Source organism: Pseudomonas sp. GZD-209 (genome assembly GCF_049310485.1).
Taxonomy (GTDB): Bacteria; Pseudomonadota; Gammaproteobacteria; order Pseudomonadales; family Pseudomonadaceae; genus Aquipseudomonas; species Aquipseudomonas sichuanensis.
Map to the genome: position 1 here is coordinate 1 of NZ_JBMOWQ010000277.1, position 19,123 is coordinate 19,123.

Sequence of the window (19,123 nt, forward strand, 5' to 3'; positions counted from 1 at the left end):
GCGACTTCAGGAGGCCGAGTGGAGGTGACTGGAGGGCCCTGGTGCGCAGCACCCTTCGGCGTAAGCCGAAGGCGCGAGATGTAGACTTGCGCAGCAAGTCGTAGGCCGCGCGGGCCCGGAAGGCACCGGAGCGAGGGGACCCCGGAGCGCAGCGTAGGGGCCGTATGATGGGAGCAGGCGGCTTTGCCTACTTTGGCCAAGACCAAAGTAGGCCGCCGTAAGGGCGGAAAGGTGACTAAAAGTCGACATCGCCGCTGAATGCGCATACATCTACAAAAACCAACACCCTAAGCCTCGACCTCGACCTCGACCTCGACCTCGACCTCGACCCCCAAAATGAAATTGTACTTAGCACCCTAATCAATGCTTTGACATTCCCTGCCTAGGCAGTAATATTTACACACAATTACCCGAGCAACCCCCGATGTCCCATTTCACCCCGGAAAATTTCCAGACCTGCGCCATCGGCATGCTGCTCGGTCGCGCCGCGATCCTCAAAGACCGCATCCTCGACTGGCACCTCGAAGCCCACGGCGTCACCGCCGCACAATTCAAGGTGCTGATCATCGTCACCCAGTACCAGGTCGACACCCCGGCCGAACTGTGCCGCTACCTGGGCCTGGACAGCGGCTCAATGACCCGCATGCTCGACCGCCTCGAGCAGAAAGGCCTGATCCTGCGCAACCGCTGCCCCGAAGACCGCCGCCAGGTGCGCCTGGCACTCAGCGCCGACGGCCAACGCCTGGCCGACCGCCTGCCCCAGGTCGGCGCGGCGGCGATGAACGAACTGGTCGGCGTGCTGCAGCCCGAGGAGCTGAAAACCCTCGAAAGCCTGCTCGCCAAAGTCCTGCTCAGCGCCGGCGACCCCCTGACGATCCGCCGCTTCGGCGATCGTTGATCCCTGTCACGCATTCTCCAAGGTATTGTCATGGCCACTCCCGCTGACACCTCCACCCCAGCTGCCGCGCCCGACAACACGCGTAAACGCAAGGCCTGGCTGCTCGGCCTGCTGCTGCTTCTGATCCTCGCCGGGGCCGCCACCTGGGCCTGGTACAGCCTGGTCGGGCGCTGGCAGGAAAGCACCGACGACGCCTATGTAAGCGGCAACGTCGTTGAAATCACCCCCCTGGTTACCGGCACCGTCACCAGCATCGGCGCCGATGACGGCGACCTGGTGCACGCAGGGCAAGTACTGCTGCAGTTCGACCCGGCCGACAGCGAAGTGGCCCTGCAGTCCGCCGAGGCCAAACTGGCGCGCAGCGTGCGCCAGGTGCGCGGGCTGTACAGCAACGTCGACGCGCTCAAGGCGCAGGTGGAAACCCGTCAGGCCGAACTGCAGAAGGCTCAGCAAAACTACAACCGACGCAAGGTACTGGCCGACAGCGGCGCCATCGCCCAGGAAGAGATCGCCCATGCCCGTGACGACCTGACCGTGGCCCAGGCTGCCGTCAACAGCGCGCGTCAGCAGCTCAACACCAGCACGGCGTTGGTCGACGACACCGTGGTCTCGTCGCACCCCGAAGTCATGGCCGCCGCCGCCGACCTGCGCCAGGCCTACCTCGACCACGCCCGCACCACCCTGGTGGCGCCGGTCACCGGCCATGTTGCCAAGCGCACCGTGCAGCTGGGCCAGCGCCTGCAGCCGGGCACTGCGACCATGGCGGTGATCCCGCTGGACGAGGTGTGGATCGATGCCAACTTCAAGGAAACCCAACTGCGCGACATGCGCATCGGTCAGCCGGTGCAGATCACTGCCGACCTGTACGGCAGCGACGTGAAGTACAGCGGCACCGTCGACAGCCTGGGCGCCGGTACCGGCAGCGCCTTCGCCCTGCTGCCAGCGCAGAACGCCACCGGCAACTGGATCAAGATCGTCCAGCGGGTGCCGGTACGTATCCACCTGAACCCCGAGCAGTTGAAAGACCATCCGCTGCGCATCGGCTTGTCCACTGTCGTGGACGTCGACCTGCACGACCAGAGCGGCCCGGCCCTGGCCCAGCAGCCACCGCAGCAGGCCAGCTACAGCACCCAGGTGTATGACCGCCAGTTGGTCGAGGCCGACAACCTGATCGCCCGGTTGATCCACGACAACAGCGCCAGCGGCAAGACAGCGCAGCGATGAGCCAGGCAGCCCCCGCGCAGTTCACCCCGCCGAGCCTGCTGCTGACTACCATCGGCCTGTCGCTGGCGACCTTCATGCAGGTGCTCGACACCACCATCGCCAACGTGGCGCTGCCGACCATCTCTGGCAACCTCGGCGTGAGTTACGAGCAGGGCACCTGGGTGATCACCTCGTTCGCGGTGAGCAACGCCATTGCCTTGCCGCTCACCGGCTGGCTGAGCCGGCGCTTCGGTGAGGTCAAGCTGTTCATCTGGGCCACCTTGCTGTTCGTGCTGGCGTCGTTCCTCTGCGGCGTCGCCCAGTCGATGCCCGAGTTGGTCGGGTTTCGCGTGTTGCAGGGCGTGGTCGCCGGGCCCTTGTACCCGATGACCCAGACCTTGCTGATTGCCGTGTACCCGCCGGCCAAGCGCGGCATGGCCCTGGCGCTGTTGGCGATGGTCACGGTGGTGGCGCCGATAGCCGGGCCGATACTCGGCGGCTGGATCACCGACAGCTACAGCTGGCCCTGGATCTTCTTCATCAATATCCCGATCGGCCTGTTCGCCGCCGCGGTGGTGCGCCAGCAGATGCGCGCGCGGCCGGTGGTCACCAGCCGCCAGCCGATGGACTACATCGGCCTGCTGACCCTGATCGTCGGGGTCGGCGCGTTGCAGGTGGTGCTCGACAAGGGCAATGACCTGGACTGGTTCGAGTCCTCGTTCATCGTCATCGGCACGCTGATATCGGTGGTGTTCCTGGCGATCTTCATCATCTGGGAACTCACCGACCGTCACCCGGTGGTCAACCTGCGGCTGTTCGTGCACCGCAACTTCCGCATCGGCACCATCGTGCTGGTGGGCGGCTACTCGGCCTTTTTCGGCATCAACCTGATCCTGCCGCAGTGGCTGCAGACGCAGATGGGCTATACCGCCACCTGGGCCGGCCTTGCGGTGGCGCCGATCGGCTTGCTGCCGGTGCTCATGTCGCCGTTCGTGGGTAAGTACGCGCACCGCTTCGACCTGCGCCTGCTGGCCGGCATCGCCTTCCTGGCCATCGGCACCAGTTGCTACATGCGCGCTGGTTTTACCAACGAAGTGGACTTCACCCATATCGCCCTGGTGCAGCTGTTCATGGGCATCGGCGTGGCGCTGTTCTTCATGCCGACCCTGAGCATCCTGCTGTCGGACCTGCCGCCGCACCAGATCGCCGATGGCTCGGGCCTGGCCACGTTCCTGCGCACCCTGGGCGGCAGTTTTGCCGCGTCGCTGACGACCTGGATCTGGATCCGCCGCGCCGACCAGCACCACGCCTACCTGAGCGAACACCTCAGTACCTTCGACCCGGCCACCCGCCACACCCTCGACCAGCTGGGCGGGGCCAGCCCGCAGAGCTATGCGCAGCTGGAGCAGATGCTCAACGGCCAGGCCTACATGATGTCGACGGTGGACTACTTCACCTTGCTGACCTGGGTGTTCGCCGGCTTGATCCTGCTGGTGTGGCTGGCCAAGCCACCCTTCACCGCCAAGGCCGGGCCGGCGTCGGCGGGGCATTGAGCCGCCAGGGCAGGGGCAGGGGCAGGGGTATTACAGCGCCTGTGCCCCGGCCTTGGCCACTTCGGCATCCTGCCCGGACTTGACCCCCGACACACCGATCGCGCCGACCACCTGGCCCTCCACCCGCAGTGGCACGCCGCCTTCCAGGCTGGTCAGCAGCGGCGCGGTGACGAAGGCGGTGCGCCCGTCGTTGACCATCTGCTCGTAGTCGCGCGACTCCCGGCGGCCCAGCGCCGCGGTGCGGGCTTTCTCCATGGCGATGTAGGCGCTGGCCGGGGCGCAACCGTCCAGGCGCTCCAGGGCCAGCGGGTGGCCGCCGTCGTCGACCACGGCGATGGTCACCGGCCATTGCTGGGCCTGGGCGTGCTGGCGGGCGGCGGCGAGCAGCCGGGCGACGTCCGCCTGGTCGAGTACGGGTTTGCTATGCATGGGGTGCCTCCAGGGCGTCTTCGACAATTTCGATCCAGTGCCGTACCGGTGTGCGGCCGGCGCTGTCGAGGTGGAGCTGGCAGCCGATATTGGCGGTGGCGATGATCGCAGGTTTTCCACTTTCCAGGGCCGCCAGGCGGTTGTCGCGCAGCTGGCGCGACAGCGCCGGCTGGGTCAGCGAGTAGGTGCCCGCCGAGCCGCAGCACAGATGGCCGTCGGGCACGTTGGTGAGGTGGAAACCCAGGCGGGTCAGCAGGCTTTCCACGGCACCGCCGAGTTTGAGGGCGTGCTGCAGGGTGCAGGGGCAATGGAAGGCCAGGCGCTGTTCGGTACACAGGCCGAGCTGCTCCAGCGGCTCGGCCTGCAGCAGTTGCACCAGGTCGCGGGCCAGGGCGCTGACCCGGGCCGCCTTGGCGGCGTAGCGCGCATCGTCCTTGAGCAGGTGGCCATAGTCGCGCACGAAGGCACCGCAGCCGCTGGCGGTTTGCACGATGGCTTCGGCGCCGGCTTCGATGGCCGGCCACCAGGCGTCGATGTTGCGCCGGGCGCGTTGCAGGCCTTGCGCCTGGGCATCCAGGTGATAGTCCACGGCGCCGCAACAGCCGGCCTCACAGGCCGGCTCGACGCTGATGCCCAGGCGGTCCAGCAGGCGCGCGGCGGCGGCGTTGGTGTTGGGCGACAGTGCTTGCTGCACGCAGCCTTCGAGCAGCAGCACGCGGCGTGGATGGCGGGGCACCGGGCGCTGGCCGGCGTGGTGCACCTGGGCAGGCAACTTGGCCTTGAGGCCGTTCGGCAGCAGCGGCCTGAGGGTTTGCCCGACCTTGGCCAGGGCCTTGAACGCGGCCGGGTGCGGCACCACGGCGCGCAAGCCCTCGCGCAACAGGCGCTGCCCCAGCGGGCGCGGCACCTGTTGCTCGACCACGGCGCGGCCGATATCGAGCAGGTCGTGGTACTTGACCCCCGAAGGGCAGGTGCTCTCGCAATTGCGACAGCTCAGGCAGCGGTCCAGGTGCAGTTGGGTGCTGGCGGTCACCGGCTCGCCTTCGAGCATCTGCTTGATCAGGTAGATGCGCCCGCGCGGCCCGTCCAGCTCGTCGCCGAGCAATTGGTAGGTGGGGCAGGTGGCCGTGCAGAAGCCGCAGTGCACGCAGGAGCGCAGGATGCTTTCGGCCTCTTCACCGCGGGCCAGCTGCTTGGCGGCATCGCTCAGGTGGGTTTGCATGGCGTGGCCTCACAGGTCCGGGTACAGGCGGCCAGGGTTGAAGATGCCCTGGGGGTCGAGTTGCCGTTTCAGTGCCTGGTGGTAGCGCATCAGCGCCGCTGGCAGCGGCGCCGTGCTGTCATCGCCGGGGGCATAGGCGGTGGCATGGCCGCCGACCTTGGCCACCTGCTCACGGATCACCTGCGCCGGCGCACTGGAGGTGAGCCAGCGCTGCGCGCCGCCCCAGTCGATCAATTGCCGCCCCGGCAGGTCGAGCAGGGCACAGGTGCTGGGCACCGACAGGCGCCACAGCGGCGCCGGGTCGTCGAAGAACGGCAGGCGCTGTTCGCGCAGGTCGCTCCACAGCTGGTTGTCGACCGCGTCGCCACCCAGCCGCTCGCGGGCCGAACGCACCGAGCCTTCGCCACCTTCCAGGCGCAGGTACAGCGCTTCACCGTCATGGCAGGCCGCACTGATCGGCAGCGGCTGCTGGCCCCACTCGGCCAGTGCGGCCAAGGCCTGCCCGCTGTCCATCGGCAAACACAGGCTCAGGCATTGACGCGGCCGCGGCAGTACCTTCAGCGACACTTCGGTGAGCAGCCCCAGGCAGCCGAAGCTGCCGGCCAGCAAGCGCGACACATCGTAGCCGGCGACGTTCTTCATCACCTCGCCGCCAAAACGCAGCAGCTTGCCGTGGCCGGTGATCAGCCGCGTGCCAAGCACGTAGTCGCGCACCGCCCCGGCCCAGGGCCGCCGTGGCCCGGACAGCCCCGCTGCGACCATGCCGCCGAGGGTGGCCCCGGGCCCCAGGTGCGGCGGCTCGCAGGGCAGCATCTGCCCGACCTGATCCAGTGCGGCTTCGATTTCGCAGAGCGGCGTGCCGGCGCGGGCGCTGAGCACCAGCTCGGTCGGGTCGTAGCTGACGATGCCGTGGTGGCCCCGGGTGTCGACGATTTCCCCGGCCACCGGGCGCCCGAGCATGGCCTTGCTGTTGCCGCCCTGGATACGCAGCGGTGTGCCCAGGTTCAGCGCCTGGTTGACCTGTTCCAGCAGGTCCTGGCTGATGTCGCGGCCCATCAGAAGCGCTCCAGGTCGGGGAAGGGCAGTTGGCCGTGGTGCACGTGCAGCGCGCCGAATTCGGCGCAGCGCTGCAGGGTGGGGATGTTCTTGCCGGGGTTGAGCAGGCCTTGCGGGTCGAAGGCGGCTTTCACCCCATGGAACAAGGTGATCTCGTCGCTGTTGAACTGGGCGCACATCTGGTTGATCTTCTCGCGGCCCACCCCGTGTTCGCCGGTGATGCTGCCGCCCACCGCCACGCACAGTTCGAGGATCTTGCCGCCGATGGCCTCGGCCCGCTCCAGCTCGCCGGGCAGGTTGGCGTCGAACAGGATCAGCGGGTGCATGTTGCCGTCGCCGGCGTGGAACACGTTGGCCACCCGCAGGCCGTACTGCGCCGACAGCTCGCTGATGCCCTTGAGCACCCGGGGCAGTTCGCGGCGGGGGATGGTGCCGTCCATGCAGTAGTAGTCCGGCGAAATGCGCCCCACCGCCGGGAAGGCGTTCTTGCGCCCAGCCCAGAAGCGCACCCGTTCAGCTTCGTCGCAGGCCAGGCGCACATCGCGGGCGCCGGCCGTGCGCAGCAAGGCATCGACCCGCGCGCAATCGTCCTGCACGTCGGCCTCTACGCCGTCGAGTTCGCACAGCAGGATGGCTGCCGCGTCCACCGGGTAGCCGGCGTGGATGAAGTCCTCGGCGGCGCGGATTGCCAGGTTGTCCATCATCTCGAGGCCGCCGGGGATGATGCCGGCGGCGATGATGTCGGCCACCGCGCGGCCGGCGTCCTCAACCCTGTCGAAACTGGCCAGCAGCACCCGCGCCACCTGGGGCTTGGGCAGCAGCTTGACGGTCACCTCGGTGACGATGCCGAGCATGCCTTCGGAGCCGGTGAACAGCGCCAGCAGGTCGAAGCCCGGGCTGTCGAGGGCATCGCTGCCCAGTACCAGGCGCTCGCCCTCGACCGTGAGGATTTCCACCTTGAGCAGGTTGTGCACGGTCAGGCCGTACTTGAGGCAATGCACGCCACCGGCGTTTTCGGCGACGTTGCCGCCGATGGTGCAGGCAATCTGCGAGGACGGGTCGGGCGCGTAGTACAGCCCGAAGGGCGCCGCCGCCTGCGAGATCGCCAGGTTGCGCACCCCGGGCTGGACCCGGGCGAAGCGCCCTTGCGGGTTGACTTCAAGGATGCGGTTGAAGCGCGCCATCACCAGCAGGATGCCCTGGCTCAGCGGCAGCGCACCGCCGGACAGCCCGGTGCCGGCGCCGCGCGCCACTACCGGCACGCCACGCTGGTGGCACAGTTGCAGCAGGGCTTGCACCTGCTCCAGGCGCTCGGGCAGCACCACCAGCAGCGGCACCGTGCGGTAGGCCGACAGGCCATCGCATTCGTAGGGCTTGAGGTCTTCGCTGCGGTGCAGGACCTCAAGGTCGGGCAGGGCGTCGCGCAGGGCCTGTAGCAGCGCGGCTTTGTCCACGGCCGGCAGCGGGCCATCGATGTGCTCGTCGTAGAGGATGTTCATGCGGCTCACTCGGCGGGTTCTTGTTGTTATCCGGCACGCTGCGCGGGATCAAGCAGCAAGCGTAGCGGCTGGCGAGGGCGAAACTCGAAGAAATCACGCAATTCCCAGTCGTTCAGCTATACAAGACACAGTGCGATGCGGCGCAAGTACGCGCCTGGCAATGATTTATCGACACCACAAGGAGCAAGACCATGACTGAACAAGCCCTGATCGAAAGCGTGAACGTCGAAACCCTCACCAGCCTGCTGCAGGACGCCGGCCTGCGCGTCAACCGCAGCGAGCAGAACGGGCTGGTGCAACTGCTCAGCGCCAGCCAGGGGATCGGCTTTGCCGTGCGCCTGGGCAACCCAGGGGCGATCGAAGGGCAGTTCCTCGACTTCACCTTCAGCTGTGCTTTGCGCATCCAGGGTGAACTGCCCGAGGGCGTTGTGGAGCACTGGAGCACTTCACGGCGTTTCGCCCGCCTGTATCGGCAGGGCGAGTTCCTGGTGATGGAGCTTGATGTGCTGGTCAGTGACGGGGTCACTGCCAGGCACTTGCTCAACCACCTGCAGTTGTGGGATCGCCTGTTGCAGGAGTTCATTACCTACCTGCGCGATTTCAGCCGCCATGCCGCGCAAACCGAGCAGGTAGAAACCCAGAACGCCTAGTGAAACGGCGCAGTCCCTGACGGGCAACTGCGCGTTGAGAGGCAGCTCTCAACGCGCAGTTGCTGCTTGCTTCAACGCCCCAACGGCAGCGCCACACCGATCAGCGCGAACAACCCGCCGCAGCACCTGTTGAAGCCCTTGCCACCCTTGCTCAGCCACGGCCGAATGCGATAAGCCAGCCGCGCCAGCAGGTATTCGACCACAAACTCCACACTGGCGAAGGTCGCCGCCATCACCACGAACTGCAGCGCCAGACCGCGTTGCGGGTCGATGAACTGCGGCAGGAAGGCGCCATAGAATAGCAGCACCTTGGGGTTGGCCATGGCCGACAGGAAGCCCTGGCGGAACAACCCGGCATTGCCCAAGCGGGCGCTGCCCGCGTTGAGTTCCAGGTGCAGCGCCGGGGTGCGCCACAGTTGGATGCCCAGCCACACCAGGTAGGCGCCGCCGACCCATTTGAGCACCGTCAGCACCGAGGCCGAGGCCTGCAGCAGGGCGCTCAGGCCGAACATGGCCAGGGCGATCAGGGCGCTGAAGCCGAACACCCCGCCGACGATGGTGAACAGCGTGCGCCGCGCGCCATACAACGCGCCGTGGGTCAGCGCCAGCAGGCTATTGGGGCCTGGGGTCAGCGACAGGCCGATGCTGGCGAGCAGGTAGATGAGCCAGGTGTCGGGTGCCATGGGGTATGCCTTGTAGGTTTGCAGGGCGCCAGTGTAGGGCTGAGCGGGTGGCTTTTAGGGGTATGATCCGGACATCTGACGGTAATATCTGGACATTTTGTATGACCCCTGACTTGCGCCTGTTGATCCTGCCCGTGCCGGAGTTTGCCTTGCTGCCGTTTGGCGCCTTTCTCGACAAGCTGCGCTTCTCCGCCGACGACGAGGACTACAGCCGCCAGCGCTATTGCAGCTGGACCGTGCTAGGGCTGGACGCGGCACCCGTGGTATCCAGCAGTGGTGCAGTGGTGCAGGTCGAAGCCAGTGTCGAACAGGTGGTCTGGCGCGATTACGACTACCTGGTGCTGTTTGGCGGGCGAAGTGCGGGGGATACGGTTGCGCTTGCCCCGCGTTACCGGGCCCTGTTGAAACAGGCAGCGAAGGCCGGGGTGAAGCTGGTGGGCGTCGACAATGGGGTGTTTCTGCTGGCCGCCTGCGGTGTGCTGGACGGGCACAAGGTGGTGGTGCACTGGCGCCACGAGGCTGAGTTTCGCGCCGCATTCCCCAGGGTGCAGGTACTGACCGAGCAGCTGTATTGCATGGACGGTAGCCGTATCACCTGCGCGGGAGGGACTGCAGCCATCGACCTGGCAGTGGAACTGATCGCCCGCGCCAGTGGCCGCGCTCGGGCGCTCAAGGGCCTGGCCGACATGCTGGTGGACGAGAGTCGCGACAGCCGTCATGCCCTGCGCTCGCTGGAAGCCTGGCCGGGGCACGGGCGCCAGGTGCAGCGGGCCACTGCGTTGATGCGCCATCACCTGGCATCGGGGCTTTCGATCGAGCAGTTGGCGGCGCAGCTCGGCATCAGCCGGCGCCAGCTCGACCGCCAGTTCCAGGCCAGTCACGGCATGAGTGCCAAGGCCTGGTGGCTGGAATTGCGGCTGCAGCAGGCGCGCTGGCGGTTGGTCAATGGCAGCCACAGCCTGGCGCAGATTGCCGAGGAAGTGGGGCTGGGGGATGGGAGTTACCTGGGCAAGTGGGTGCGGCGGCGGTTTGGTTGTACGGCGTCGGCATTGCGCAGCGCAAGCGCGCCGGATTAGCCAAGGTGACGCGGCACATTAATGAACTTAACCGCGAATTCGTGTCGTACAAACAGGGCTGGCAACCATGGCCTGACAGGTTCGGCACGTTGCAACAAATGTGGGAGCGGGCTTGCCCCGCGATGCGCCGCGCGGGCGGCGCTCGATCTTATAGGCGCTGCAAAAATAACGGCAGGCACCTGGTGGTCTTCACCCAGTATCCCGCCATGCACCTGGTGGCCATTGCCGAATCCTGATTTTCCAGTGCCAGCGGTGGACGCCCAAGGGCCTGTCCTGAAATCGCATGTAGGCCACCAGGTGCATGGCGACAGATGTGCAGCGCCCTCAAGATCGAGCGCCGCCCGCGCGGCGCATCGCGGGGCAAGCCCGCTCCCACATTTGTTTCGGGCCAGTTATTCCTGCAAGGTCATCACTGTCCGCCTCTGAGCCAGTATGTAGCAGCGGTTTGGCTACACGAACAGGCTAACGCGCACCACCCGCTGCGCGCTCGCGCAAAGCCTTGGCCACTTGCGCCTCGATGGCGTAGGCCGGCCCCTCCAGGTCATCGTAATTGCGGGTATAGCGCCGGGCGAATTCCTCCACCCCCAGCTCCTGGTACTGCTGCACGTGCTTGAGCTCGTGGGCCCACAGCGCCACGTTGTCCTCGGCATCGGCTGCGCGGCGGAAGATCACCGTATCGATCAGGGTAACGGCGTTCACATCGGGGTTCTGCAACATGGCGTTGGCGGCGCTGACCTGCTGCTCATCGCCGACCCGGTAGCGCACCGTATCGAGCACGGCGAAGTCGTACCAGGTTTCGAGCTGGGCACGGATATGCAGCGGGATCGGCTGGGTGCCTCTGTTGGTGGCGTCATCGCGGGCCTGGCGCAGGGCGAACACCAGGCTGGCGGTGGCCATGCGCTCGACATCCTGCAGCACCTGGCCACCCTGGTTGGGGTCGAGCGGGGCGCAGAAGCACACCACCAGGCACACCTGGTATTGCCCTGTGGGGCAGCTTTGCTGGGCGGCGGCAGGGAGTGCAAGCAGCAGGCCGAGCAGGGTGCTAGCAATCTTCATCGAACACCTTGCCGACCAGCGCGCGGCTGGCCTCCAGCACCTGTTCCTGCACCTGTTCGCTGGCGAGCATGCGCCCGACCACCAGCGCGCCGACGCACTGGCTGAGCAGTGCCCAGGCGAGTTGCGGGTCTTTAAGGGTGTCGCTCCAGGCCCGGTGCAGTTCCACCAGCCAGTGCTCGGCCTCCTCGCGAACCGGGCGTTCGGCACGGGCGATCTCCACGCCCAGTGGCGGCAGTGGGCAGCCACCTTCGGCGTTGTGCAGGTGGGCGAGGGTCAGGTACTGCTCGAGCAGGCGCTTGAGGCGTGCGCGGTCGGGGCTGCGGTTGGCCTGGCGCGCCAGCGGGCTGTTGCACAGCTCGCGGCGGACCACCTCGGTGAACAGGTCGTCCTTGGACGGGAAATGGTTGTAGAACGCGCCGCCGGTCAGGCCGATGGCCTTCATCAACCCGGCCACGCCGGTGCTGGCGAAGCCGCCGCGCTTGGCCAGCGCGCCGCTGCTGGCCAGCAGTTTCTCGCGAGTCTGTTGCTTGTGTTCGGTGGAGTAGCGCATGCACAGGACCTCGTTGCGCTGGCTTGACGGTGGCGTGATCGTAGCATAGCGTTCGTTTACTAAACGATCATTCATCAATGGAGAGGTCCATGGCAGAACAACAAAAGGTCGTGCTGGTGATCGGTGCGGGGGATGCCACCGGCGGCGAAATCGCCAAGCGCTTCGCCCGCGAGGGCTACACCGCCTGTGTGACCCGGCGCCAGGCCGAGAAGCTGCAGCCGTTGCTGGACGAGATCCGCGCCGCAGGCGGGCAGGCCCATGGCTTTGCTTCGGACGCGCGCAAGGAAGAGGAGGTGGCCGAACTGATCGAGACCATCGAGCGCGATATCGGCCCGATCGAGGCGTTTGTCTTCAATATCGGCGCCAATGTGCCCTGCAGCATCCTCGACGAGACACCGCGCAAGTACTTCAAGATCTGGGAGATGGCCTGCTTCGCCGGCTTCCTTACCGCGCAAGCGGTGGCTCGGCGCATGGTCCAGCGTGAGCGGGGCACCATCCTGTTTACCGGTGCCACTGCCGGCACTCGCGGCGCCGCCGGCTTCGCGGCCTTCGCCGGGGCCAAGCATGGCCTGCGCGCCCTGGCCCAAAGCATGGCGCGGGAAATGGGGCCACGGAACATCCATGTCGCCCATGTGGTGGTCGATGGTGCCATCGACACCGCCTTCATTCGCGACAGCTTCCCTGAACGTTATGCGCTGAAGGACCAGGACGGCATCCTCGACCCTGCGCATATCGCCGACAGCTACTGGTTCCTGCACGCCCAGCCGCGTGATGCCTGGACCTTCGAGCTGGACCTGCGGCCGTGGATCGAGCGCTGGTAACCCCTCCCTGAAGAAAGGACTGCCGTATGAGCAAGACCGTTGAGTTCTATTTCGACCTGGGCAGCCCGGCCAGTTACCTGGCCTGGACCCAGCTCCCGGCACTGTGCGCGCGCCACGATGCGCAGCTGCTGTACCGGCCGATGCTGCTGGGCGGAGTGTTCCAGGCCACCGGCAACGCTTCCCCGGCGATGGTGCCGGCCAAGGGGCGCTACATGTTCATCGACCTCAAGCGTTATGCCGACCGCTATGGCGTGCCGTTTGGCCTGCCACCGGGGTTTCCGGCCAACACCCTGAACCTCATGCGTGGGGTCATGGGCACGCAGTTGCAGGCACCGGCTCGTTTCGAGGGGTTGCTCAAGGTGTTGTTCGAGGGCTGGTGGGGGCAGCAGCGCAACCTGTCGGACCCCGCCGTGCTGGCGGCGACGTTGCAGGAGGGCGGTTTCGACCCTGAGGCGTTTCAGGTGCTGGCTGCGCAGGACGAGGTCAAGCAGGCCTTGAAGGAGGCCACCGGGCAGGCCGTGGCACGCGGTGTGTTTGGTGCACCGACCTGCTTTGTCGGAGAGCAGATGTTCTTTGGCCAGGACCGCCTGGACTTCGTCGAGGAAGCCCTGGCAGGTTAGGCCAGCAGCTGTTCGATGCGCTGGCGCTCCCACAGGCTCAGGTGGTCGACGGGGTTGGTGCCGTAGCGGTGCCAATCCTCGAGCGCACCCTGGCGCCCGTCGGGGCTTACGCACTGGCTGCAATGGGCCAGGCCTTCGTCGTCCAGGGCCAGGCTCAAGCGCCAGCCCTCGATGCACACGGCCACCTCTGCGGCGCGGGCGATGACCTCCAGCGGCGCAACGCCGAGGGCGGCGTCGCGCAGGCACTGGTAGGCTTCACGGCTGCTGACCAGGGGCATCGCTTAATCAGAAGTTCGCTGGGGTGTTGGCGCTGATGATCTCGGCCTCGTCCGGGCCGATATTCTTGAAGCTGTGGGCGAGGGTGGTGGGGATGTAGTAGCCGTCGCCCGCGTTGAGGATGCTCACCTGGCCGTCGACCCACAGTTCCATGGTGCCGCGGGTGACCAGGCCGCACTCTTCGCCTTCGGCATGCACGATCGGCTCGCCGGAGTCGGCACCGGGGGCATACAGCTCGCGCAGCATGCGCATCTGCCGGCCTTCGACGCTGGCGCCGACCAGCAGCATGCGCAGGCCGTTGCGGCCCAGGTCAGGCTGTTCGCCGCCGCGGAACACGAAGCGTTCTTCGCGCACCGGCTCGTCGAAACTGAAAAATTCCGCCAGGGACATGGGGATGCCTTCGAGCAGTTTTTTCAGGGAACTGACCGAGGGGCTGACGCGGTTCTGTTCGATCTGCGAGATCGTCGAGTTGGTCAGGCCGCTGCGACGGGCCAGTTCCCGTTGCGAGAGGTTGTTGCGTTCACGCACCAGTTTGAGTCGTGTCCCCGTGTCCATAGCCGCCTTGTTTGCAGAGGTGTAAAAAATAATGGGCGACGCATTAAAACACACTCTGCCTGCTTGCGCGCTGTGCGTGTCAGTGGCGATTGTCGGCTGGTGTGGGCCATAGCCCGACCAGCAACAACAAGGCGGCCACGGCCAGGAACGGCAAGCGCGGATCGACGGCATACACCAGCGTGCCGGCCAAGGGCCCGATCACCGCGCCCATGCCCTGGGCGGCGCCGACGGAACCGGCGGTAGCGCCCTGTTCCGAGGCGTGCATGGCATTGGCCGCCATGGCCGAGAAGGCCGGGAATACGAAGCCCATGCCGAAGGCGGCAATGAAGAACGCCGCCCACAGCCAGGGCGCACTGGCGGCAAAGGACGCGGCGGCAAAGCCCAGACCGGAAACGCTGGCACCCACGCGGATCATCTTCAGCGGTGGCCATTCGAGCCGGCGCAGCAGCACCTGCGCCAGCATCAGCGCCACGCCCACGCTGGTCAGCGCCACACCGGCCGCCTGGGCGGCCTCGCCTGCGGCCAGTTGCAGGCGGTCGAGGGCGAAGAAACCCACGGTGATCTGCGACACGGTCACGCTGAGCATGGCGCTGAAGGCCACCAGCAGTGGCCGGCGCAGGCGTGGGTCGGACAGCCGCACCGGGCTTGGCGCATGGCGCTGGGGCAGCGGCTGTGGCTTGAGTTTGAACAGCAGCACCACGAACGCCGTGGCCGGCAGCACCGACAGCACGTAGAACGGCAGGCTCAGGCTGTAGCGCGAAAGCAGTGCCGCCAAGGCCGGGCCGAGCACCAGGCCGACGGCGTTGGCGGCACCCAGCGAGGCCATGGCCCGGGCCCTGCGTTGCGGTTCGACATGGTCGGCGATCAGGGCATTGCCGGCCACCGGCAGCGCCGCGTAGAAGGCGCCGATCAGGCCGCGGGTCAGCATCAGGCCGATGAACGCCAGGGTGGCCCCGGGCAACCAGCGCAGGGCGCCGTCTATGAACAGGCACAGCAGCCAGTAGGCCAGGGTGAACCCGGCGCTGCCCAATAACAGCACCCGGCGCCGGCCGAGGCGATCGGCGGCGCGGCCCCAGGGCCGGGCCAGCAGCACCCAGACCACGCCGGCCACGGTGACCGCCGCACCGGCCTGCCAGGTGGCCATGCCCAGCAGGCGGGCGATCGGGCCGATCAGGGCAACGAAGGCCATCATCGACAGGGTGCAGGCCATGTTGACCAGCAGCAGCGGGCGCAGGTCGAGGGTGCTGGCCGGGGTGAGGGTGGCAGGATCCTTTGCGAGATTCATGGGCAGTCCGGGGCAGTTCGGCGGAATAAGTGCCGATGTTAGTAATTATTATTTACATCTGTCGATCCCGCGCGGCCACCGGTGTTCATTCACCCCGGCGCAACGGGCCGGGCCACATGCTACGCAACACGCCGTCGCGGCGCACCAGGGCATGCATCAGCGCCGCACCCAGGTGCACCAGCACGGTGGCGAACAACAGGTAGCCGGCCCAACCGTGGGCCTGGCGCAGCACAGCGTACAGTTGCAGGTCGTGGGGGGCCATGGCTGGCAACTGCAGCGGGCGTGGATAGCCGCCCGCCGAAAGCATCGCCCAGCCCAGCAGCGGCATGGCCAGCATCAGGGCGTACAGCAGCAGGTGCGAGGCGCCGGCGGCCAGGCGTTGAATGGCGGGCAGGTCGCGCGGCAGCGGCGGGTGCGGCAGGCTCAGGCGCAGGCAGATACGCAGTATCACCAGCACCAGCAGGGCCAGGCCGGTGGCCTTGTGCAGTTCGACCATCACTGGATGGTGGCTGGACAGGTCGCTGACCATGCTCACGCCGATGAACAACATGGCCAGGATCAGCACCGCCATCAGCCAGTGCACCAGGCGGGCCAGGGGGTGGAAAGCGGCGGGGGTCATGGGCGGGCTCCTTCGCTCAGGGCTTCATGGCTGCGGCGGTTGAACGACACCGAGTAGGCCGCCGAGCGGGCGGCGAGGATCGGGTCGTCGGACGGTTCGATGCCGTGGGGCAGGATCAATGGGTCGAAGTTGAGGTCGCGGCAGGCACCTTGTTCGGGGCCGTCCACCTGCTCCAGCACCAGGGTGCCGGCGTCGATGCTGCTGCGCTCGCTGGGCCAGGGGCGGGCCGGGTCGTCCACCGGGTCGTCGGGCTCGGCCAGGGTCAGGCGCAGGGTCCAGCGCAAAGGGCCTTGTGCCAGGCGCTGGGCGAGGTCGTGCTGGAGGAACTGCTTGTCATCGACCTGGGCGGGCAGGGCGGCGAACGGAGTCTGTGGCTCCAGCGTCCAGCGCACCGGGCGTTTGTTGCCGTGGGCGTCGATCAGGCGGAAGGCGTTGATGCTGTTGTAGGCGGTACTGGCAAAGCTGTCGCTGGGTTTGTAGCCCGCCGCCCATTGGCGGAACGCTGCGCTTTCCGGGTGGGCGGCAAAGAACGCCTGGAGCCTGGCCGGGTCGGGCTTGCCGGTGGCCGGAACCGGGGTGCTGGCCAGCACCTGGTCATAGAAGGCTTCGGGCGTGCTGACCGCCAGCACTGGCGGGTTGTTCATGCCGGTACGCCAGACCTGGCCGTCATCGCTGCTCAGCTCGATGGCCAGGCTGCGCACCGGCACCGCGGTGTCCGGGGCGAACGGGTTGGCACCGCCGATGGCGAAGCGGCCGATCACAGGGACCTTCTGCTGGCTGAACACCCGGGCCGTGGAAAACGGCGCGGCCTGGCCGCTGCTTTGGAAGTAACCACTGACGCACAGGCCCTTGGCGTGGTTTTTCCGGTAGCCGGGGTGATGCCCGGCCTGGGCTTCAAAGGTGTCGATGATGCGCTGGGGCGTGAGCCTGGCGGCGCCGATCCAGCCAGCGGCATAGGCGAAGCCCGCGCCGAGGGCAGCCAGGGTGACGCCGATGGCGGCCAGGCGCAGGGCTTTGGCGGGGCCGTGCAAGGGTGTGTTCATGGGGCGATCCGGTGGCGGTGAATGAGACGGTACGACGGAAGGCCCACTCTTTTATTCCAGATCAGGGAATAGATTTTCGCTTGCGCCGTCTGCCTCGTACACTGACTGCCCATTGGGGCCTGGAACCCGACCATGCACGACCTGGACGACCATCAATGGCGTGAGCTGCTGCAGCGCCTGCGCCGCTTCGCCCTGTGGCTGACCCGCGAAGCCAGCAGCGCCGACGACCTGGTCCAGGCCACGGTTGAACGCGCCCTCAGCCGGCGCGGCCAGCAGCGCGAGATGGACAGCCTGCGGCCTTGGCTGTTCACCATCCTTTACCGGCTGTTTCTCGACGGCAAACGCCGCGAACGCCTGCATGCGCGCTGGCTGGCCTGGTTCGGCCGCAGCCAGGCCGAGGAGCCGCTGGGCGGTGATATCGAAAGCATCGTGCTGGCCCAGGCCGACCTGCAGGCGTTCGCGCGGCTGTCGGCCGAGCAACGGGCGCTGCTGTTGCTGGTCAGCGTCGAGGGTTTGAGCTACAAGGAGGCCGCCGAGACCCTGGGTATCCCCATCGGCACGGTGATGTCGCGCCTGTCGCGCGCCCGCGCCGCCTTGCGTGAACTGACCGAGGGCAACCCGGCGCCAACGTCCCTGCGGAGACTCAAATGACCCGTCTGATCCCCACCGAGCATGAGCTGCATGCCTACATTGACGAACGCCTGACGCCTGAGCGCCGGGCGGAGGTAGCGGCCTGGCTGGCAGCCAACCCGCAGGAAGCGGCGCGGGTCGAGGCTTGGCGCAACGATGCTCGGCGGCTGCGGGCGGCTCTGGCGGGGTTTGCCGAGCGCCCCGTTGACCCTGAACTGGACCTTGCCCCGCTGCGCCGTCGCCTGCGCCAGCGTCGGCAGCGGCGGCTGGCCTCGGCGGCGGTGTTGGTGCTGGCGGTGGGGTTGGGTGGGCTGGGGGGCTGGCAGGCGCGGGAGGCGACGTTGGTCGTTGCGGGGTTGCCCATGGCTGATGCGGTGCAGGCGCACCGGATGTTTGCCGAGGCGTCCACGCTCGACATTCAGGCGAGTGATCCGGGGCGGCTGCAGGCTTGGCTGGGGCGGCATTTCAATCGGGTCGGGCAGTTGCCTGATTTGAGTGGGTACGGCTTCCAACCGGTGGGGGCGCGGCTGTTGAGCAACGAGGTGGGGCCGGCGGCTTTGCTGGTGTTCGAGGATGGCCGGGGGCAGCGGATCAGTCTGTTCTTGCGCTCGCCTGGTGAGCGGTTCGAGCGGATGCCCAGTGGGCAGCGTACTGATGGGGGGCTGGAGGCGCGGTATTGGTCCCATGGGGACTACAACTTTGCGTTGGTCAGTGCGGTGGATGATAGTCGGGGGGAGGCGTTGCGGCGGGCTTTGAATCTGAGTTTGTGAGTTAGTTGCTAGTTGCTAGTTGCTAGTTGCTAGTTGCTAGTTGCTAGTTGTTGGTTTTGGAAGTTCTATGCGCATTCATTTGTGATGTCGACGCATAGTCACCTTTCCGCCCTTACGGCGGGTTACTTTGGTCTTGGCCAAAGTAACCAAAGCCGCTCGCTCCCATCATACGGCCCCTACGCTGCGCTTCGGGGTCCCTTCGCTCCGGCGTCCTCCGGGCCCGCGCGGCCTCCGACTTGCTGCGCAAATCTACATCTCGCGCCTTCGGCTGCGCCGAAGGGTGCTGCGCACCAGGGCCCTCCAGACGCCTACGCTCAGCCTCCTGAAGTCGCGAAGTTAGGGGCGGCGCCTGGGCTGGCGTTAGCTGTCGCTAGTTGGATTGGATGGGAACTCAGGATTGCAATCGCTGGCAAGCCAGCTCCCACAAGTTAGTGCGAAACTTTCAGACTTGCACTATACCTGTGGGAGCCGGCTTGCCGGCGATAGGGCCAGATCAAACAATAAATAAGCAACAGCCAAACATAGATAGCCGTATCACTGCTCTTGATCTGCTCTTGATCTGCTCTTGATCTGCTCTTGATCTGCTCTTGATCTGTTTTTGCTTTTGCTTCTAAGCGCGCAATAGTCCA

Annotated in this window: 22 protein-coding genes; 9 read left to right on the forward strand and 13 right to left on the reverse strand. The window is 66.7% G+C overall.

Features of this window, described 5'->3' with window-relative positions; genetic code table 11:
• Positions 1 to 424 precede the first annotated feature (424 nt).
• From ACO6VM_RS26410 to ACO6VM_RS26420, 3 genes are read left to right on the forward strand one after another with little or no spacing between them, the layout of a single operon-like run.
• A complete protein-coding gene (locus ACO6VM_RS26410; RefSeq protein WP_125463822.1) occupies positions 425 to 898 on the forward strand; it encodes a MarR family winged helix-turn-helix transcriptional regulator in 474 nt (157 codons plus the stop codon).
• A gap of 30 nt (positions 899 to 928) precedes the next feature.
• Positions 929 to 2,122, forward strand: a complete 1,194-nt coding sequence (locus ACO6VM_RS26415) for an HlyD family efflux transporter periplasmic adaptor subunit (protein WP_401060903.1) — start codon at positions 929 to 931, stop codon at positions 2,120 to 2,122.
• Positions 2,119 to 3,654, forward strand: a complete 1,536-nt coding sequence (locus tag ACO6VM_RS26420; protein ID WP_347151785.1) for a DHA2 family efflux MFS transporter permease subunit — start codon at positions 2,119 to 2,121, stop codon at positions 3,652 to 3,654. Before ACO6VM_RS26415 ends, ACO6VM_RS26420 begins: the two co-directional genes overlap by 4 nt.
• A 30-nt stretch (positions 3,655 to 3,684) precedes the next feature.
• Here the strand turns inward: ACO6VM_RS26420 and ACO6VM_RS26425 are convergent, their stop codons facing one another.
• The 4 genes from ACO6VM_RS26425 to glcD are packed head-to-tail and all read right to left on the reverse strand — an operon-like array spanning position 3,685 to position 7,860.
• Positions 3,685 to 4,083 (reverse strand): heme-binding protein, encoded by a 399-nt coding sequence (locus tag ACO6VM_RS26425; RefSeq protein WP_232884072.1) that lies wholly within the window; start codon positions 4,081 to 4,083, stop codon positions 3,685 to 3,687.
• A complete protein-coding gene (glcF, locus tag ACO6VM_RS26430; RefSeq protein WP_422404035.1) occupies positions 4,076 to 5,305 on the reverse strand; it encodes a glycolate oxidase subunit GlcF in 1,230 nt (409 codons plus the stop codon). The genes ACO6VM_RS26425 and glcF overlap by 8 nt, the downstream gene beginning before the upstream one ends.
• A gap of 9 nt (positions 5,306 to 5,314) precedes the next feature.
• Complete coding sequence (gene glcE / locus ACO6VM_RS26435) at positions 5,315 to 6,361, reverse strand: glycolate oxidase subunit GlcE (protein WP_422404036.1); 1,047 nt, start codon at positions 6,359 to 6,361, stop codon at positions 5,315 to 5,317.
• On the reverse strand, positions 6,361 to 7,860 hold the full coding sequence (gene glcD, locus ACO6VM_RS26440) for a glycolate oxidase subunit GlcD (protein ID WP_401060907.1): 1,500 nt from the start codon (positions 7,858 to 7,860) through the stop codon (positions 6,361 to 6,363). Before glcD ends, glcE begins: the two co-directional genes overlap by 1 nt.
• A gap of 191 nt (positions 7,861 to 8,051) precedes the next feature.
• Here glcD and ACO6VM_RS26445 point away from each other — a divergent pair, with 191 nt between their 5' ends.
• Positions 8,052 to 8,510, forward strand: coding sequence for a YbjN domain-containing protein (locus tag ACO6VM_RS26445; RefSeq protein ID WP_401060908.1), 459 nt, complete (start codon positions 8,052 to 8,054; stop codon positions 8,508 to 8,510).
• A gap of 71 nt (positions 8,511 to 8,581) precedes the next feature.
• Here the strand turns inward: ACO6VM_RS26445 and ACO6VM_RS26450 are convergent, their stop codons facing one another.
• Positions 8,582 to 9,193, reverse strand: a complete 612-nt coding sequence (locus ACO6VM_RS26450; protein ID WP_401060910.1) for a LysE family translocator — start codon at positions 9,191 to 9,193, stop codon at positions 8,582 to 8,584.
• A 101-nt stretch (positions 9,194 to 9,294) separates the two neighbouring features.
• On the opposite strand from ACO6VM_RS26450, the gene ACO6VM_RS26455 reads away from it, so the two are divergent.
• Complete coding sequence (locus ACO6VM_RS26455) at positions 9,295 to 10,269, forward strand: GlxA family transcriptional regulator (protein WP_401060911.1); 975 nt, start codon at positions 9,295 to 9,297, stop codon at positions 10,267 to 10,269.
• 462 nt (positions 10,270 to 10,731) lie between these two features.
• On the opposite strand, the gene ACO6VM_RS26460 is transcribed toward ACO6VM_RS26455, so the two are convergent.
• Complete coding sequence (locus tag ACO6VM_RS26460; protein ID WP_401060912.1) at positions 10,732 to 11,325, reverse strand: DUF4157 domain-containing protein; 594 nt, start codon at positions 11,323 to 11,325, stop codon at positions 10,732 to 10,734.
• On the reverse strand, positions 11,312 to 11,875 hold the full coding sequence (locus ACO6VM_RS26465) for a TetR/AcrR family transcriptional regulator (RefSeq protein WP_401060913.1): 564 nt from the start codon (positions 11,873 to 11,875) through the stop codon (positions 11,312 to 11,314). The genes ACO6VM_RS26460 and ACO6VM_RS26465 overlap by 14 nt, the downstream gene beginning before the upstream one ends.
• 89 nt (positions 11,876 to 11,964) lie before the next feature.
• On the opposite strand from ACO6VM_RS26465, the gene ACO6VM_RS26470 reads away from it, so the two are divergent.
• Together ACO6VM_RS26470 and ACO6VM_RS26475 are read left to right on the forward strand one after the other, a co-directional pair.
• Complete coding sequence (locus ACO6VM_RS26470; RefSeq protein ID WP_401060914.1) at positions 11,965 to 12,696, forward strand: SDR family oxidoreductase; 732 nt, start codon at positions 11,965 to 11,967, stop codon at positions 12,694 to 12,696.
• Positions 12,697 to 12,722: 26 nt separating this feature from the next.
• Positions 12,723 to 13,316 (forward strand): 2-hydroxychromene-2-carboxylate isomerase, encoded by a 594-nt coding sequence (locus tag ACO6VM_RS26475; protein WP_401060915.1) that lies wholly within the window; start codon positions 12,723 to 12,725, stop codon positions 13,314 to 13,316.
• Here ACO6VM_RS26475 and ACO6VM_RS26480 read toward each other — a convergent pair.
• From ACO6VM_RS26480 to ACO6VM_RS26500, 5 genes are all read right to left on the reverse strand, one after another.
• Positions 13,313 to 13,594: a DUF7693 family protein gene (locus ACO6VM_RS26480; RefSeq protein WP_401060917.1), complete on the reverse strand. Its 282-nt coding sequence runs from the start codon at positions 13,592 to 13,594 to the stop codon at positions 13,313 to 13,315. The genes ACO6VM_RS26475 and ACO6VM_RS26480 overlap by 4 nt on opposite strands.
• Before the next feature lie 7 nt (positions 13,595 to 13,601).
• Positions 13,602 to 14,147: a cupin domain-containing protein gene (locus ACO6VM_RS26485; RefSeq protein ID WP_110995475.1), complete on the reverse strand. Its 546-nt coding sequence runs from the start codon at positions 14,145 to 14,147 to the stop codon at positions 13,602 to 13,604.
• Between the two features lie 79 nt (positions 14,148 to 14,226).
• Complete coding sequence (locus ACO6VM_RS26490) at positions 14,227 to 15,432, reverse strand: MFS transporter (RefSeq protein WP_401060919.1); 1,206 nt, start codon at positions 15,430 to 15,432, stop codon at positions 14,227 to 14,229.
• A gap of 85 nt (positions 15,433 to 15,517) precedes the next feature.
• Positions 15,518 to 16,051, reverse strand: coding sequence for a cytochrome b (locus tag ACO6VM_RS26495; RefSeq protein WP_401060921.1), 534 nt, complete (start codon positions 16,049 to 16,051; stop codon positions 15,518 to 15,520).
• Positions 16,048 to 17,094 (reverse strand): catalase family peroxidase, encoded by a 1,047-nt coding sequence (locus tag ACO6VM_RS26500; RefSeq protein ID WP_401060922.1) that lies wholly within the window; start codon positions 17,092 to 17,094, stop codon positions 16,048 to 16,050. Before ACO6VM_RS26500 ends, ACO6VM_RS26495 begins: the two co-directional genes overlap by 4 nt.
• A 132-nt stretch (positions 17,095 to 17,226) precedes the next feature.
• Between ACO6VM_RS26500 and ACO6VM_RS26505 the strand changes: the two genes are divergently transcribed.
• Both ACO6VM_RS26505 and ACO6VM_RS26510 read left to right on the forward strand, forming a co-directional pair.
• Positions 17,227 to 17,745 carry a sigma-70 family RNA polymerase sigma factor gene (locus ACO6VM_RS26505; RefSeq protein WP_401060924.1) on the forward strand — a complete coding sequence of 173 codons (519 nt, stop codon included), beginning with the start codon at positions 17,227 to 17,229 and terminating at the stop codon, positions 17,743 to 17,745.
• A complete protein-coding gene (locus ACO6VM_RS26510; protein WP_401060926.1) occupies positions 17,742 to 18,494 on the forward strand; it encodes an anti-sigma factor family protein in 753 nt (250 codons plus the stop codon). Before ACO6VM_RS26505 ends, ACO6VM_RS26510 begins: the two co-directional genes overlap by 4 nt.
• 428 nt (positions 18,495 to 18,922) lie before the next feature.
• On the opposite strand, the gene ACO6VM_RS26515 is transcribed toward ACO6VM_RS26510, so the two are convergent.
• A partial coding sequence (locus tag ACO6VM_RS26515; RefSeq protein WP_422404037.1) for a hypothetical protein occupies positions 18,923 to 19,123 on the reverse strand: 201 nt, incomplete at its 5' end.

Coding starts and splice junctions, on each gene's coding strand:
- ACO6VM_RS26410 (WP_125463822.1), top strand. CDS start 425: ATGTCCCATTTCACCCCGGAAAATTTCCAGACCTGCGCCATCGGCATG.
- ACO6VM_RS26415 (WP_401060903.1), top strand. CDS start 929: ATGGCCACTCCCGCTGACACCTCCACCCCAGCTGCCGCGCCCGACAAC.
- ACO6VM_RS26420 (WP_347151785.1), top strand. CDS start 2,119: ATGAGCCAGGCAGCCCCCGCGCAGTTCACCCCGCCGAGCCTGCTGCTG.
- ACO6VM_RS26425 (WP_232884072.1), bottom strand. CDS start 4,083: ATGCATAGCAAACCCGTACTCGACCAGGCGGACGTCGCCCGGCTGCTC.
- glcF (WP_422404035.1), bottom strand. CDS start 5,305: ATGCAAACCCACCTGAGCGATGCCGCCAAGCAGCTGGCCCGCGGTGAA.
- glcE (WP_422404036.1), bottom strand. CDS start 6,361: ATGGGCCGCGACATCAGCCAGGACCTGCTGGAACAGGTCAACCAGGCG.
- glcD (WP_401060907.1), bottom strand. CDS start 7,860: ATGAACATCCTCTACGACGAGCACATCGATGGCCCGCTGCCGGCCGTG.
- ACO6VM_RS26445 (WP_401060908.1), top strand. CDS start 8,052: ATGACTGAACAAGCCCTGATCGAAAGCGTGAACGTCGAAACCCTCACC.
- ACO6VM_RS26450 (WP_401060910.1), bottom strand. CDS start 9,193: ATGGCACCCGACACCTGGCTCATCTACCTGCTCGCCAGCATCGGCCTG.
- ACO6VM_RS26455 (WP_401060911.1), top strand. CDS start 9,295: ATGACCCCTGACTTGCGCCTGTTGATCCTGCCCGTGCCGGAGTTTGCC.
- ACO6VM_RS26460 (WP_401060912.1), bottom strand. CDS start 11,325: ATGAAGATTGCTAGCACCCTGCTCGGCCTGCTGCTTGCACTCCCTGCC.
- ACO6VM_RS26465 (WP_401060913.1), bottom strand. CDS start 11,875: ATGCGCTACTCCACCGAACACAAGCAACAGACTCGCGAGAAACTGCTG.
- ACO6VM_RS26470 (WP_401060914.1), top strand. CDS start 11,965: ATGGCAGAACAACAAAAGGTCGTGCTGGTGATCGGTGCGGGGGATGCC.
- ACO6VM_RS26475 (WP_401060915.1), top strand. CDS start 12,723: ATGAGCAAGACCGTTGAGTTCTATTTCGACCTGGGCAGCCCGGCCAGT.
- ACO6VM_RS26480 (WP_401060917.1), bottom strand. CDS start 13,594: ATGCCCCTGGTCAGCAGCCGTGAAGCCTACCAGTGCCTGCGCGACGCC.
- ACO6VM_RS26485 (WP_110995475.1), bottom strand. CDS start 14,147: ATGGACACGGGGACACGACTCAAACTGGTGCGTGAACGCAACAACCTC.
- ACO6VM_RS26490 (WP_401060919.1), bottom strand. CDS start 15,432: ATGAATCTCGCAAAGGATCCTGCCACCCTCACCCCGGCCAGCACCCTC.
- ACO6VM_RS26495 (WP_401060921.1), bottom strand. CDS start 16,051: ATGACCCCCGCCGCTTTCCACCCCCTGGCCCGCCTGGTGCACTGGCTG.
- ACO6VM_RS26500 (WP_401060922.1), bottom strand. CDS start 17,094: ATGAACACACCCTTGCACGGCCCCGCCAAAGCCCTGCGCCTGGCCGCC.
- ACO6VM_RS26505 (WP_401060924.1), top strand. CDS start 17,227: ATGCACGACCTGGACGACCATCAATGGCGTGAGCTGCTGCAGCGCCTG.
- ACO6VM_RS26510 (WP_401060926.1), top strand. CDS start 17,742: ATGACCCGTCTGATCCCCACCGAGCATGAGCTGCATGCCTACATTGAC.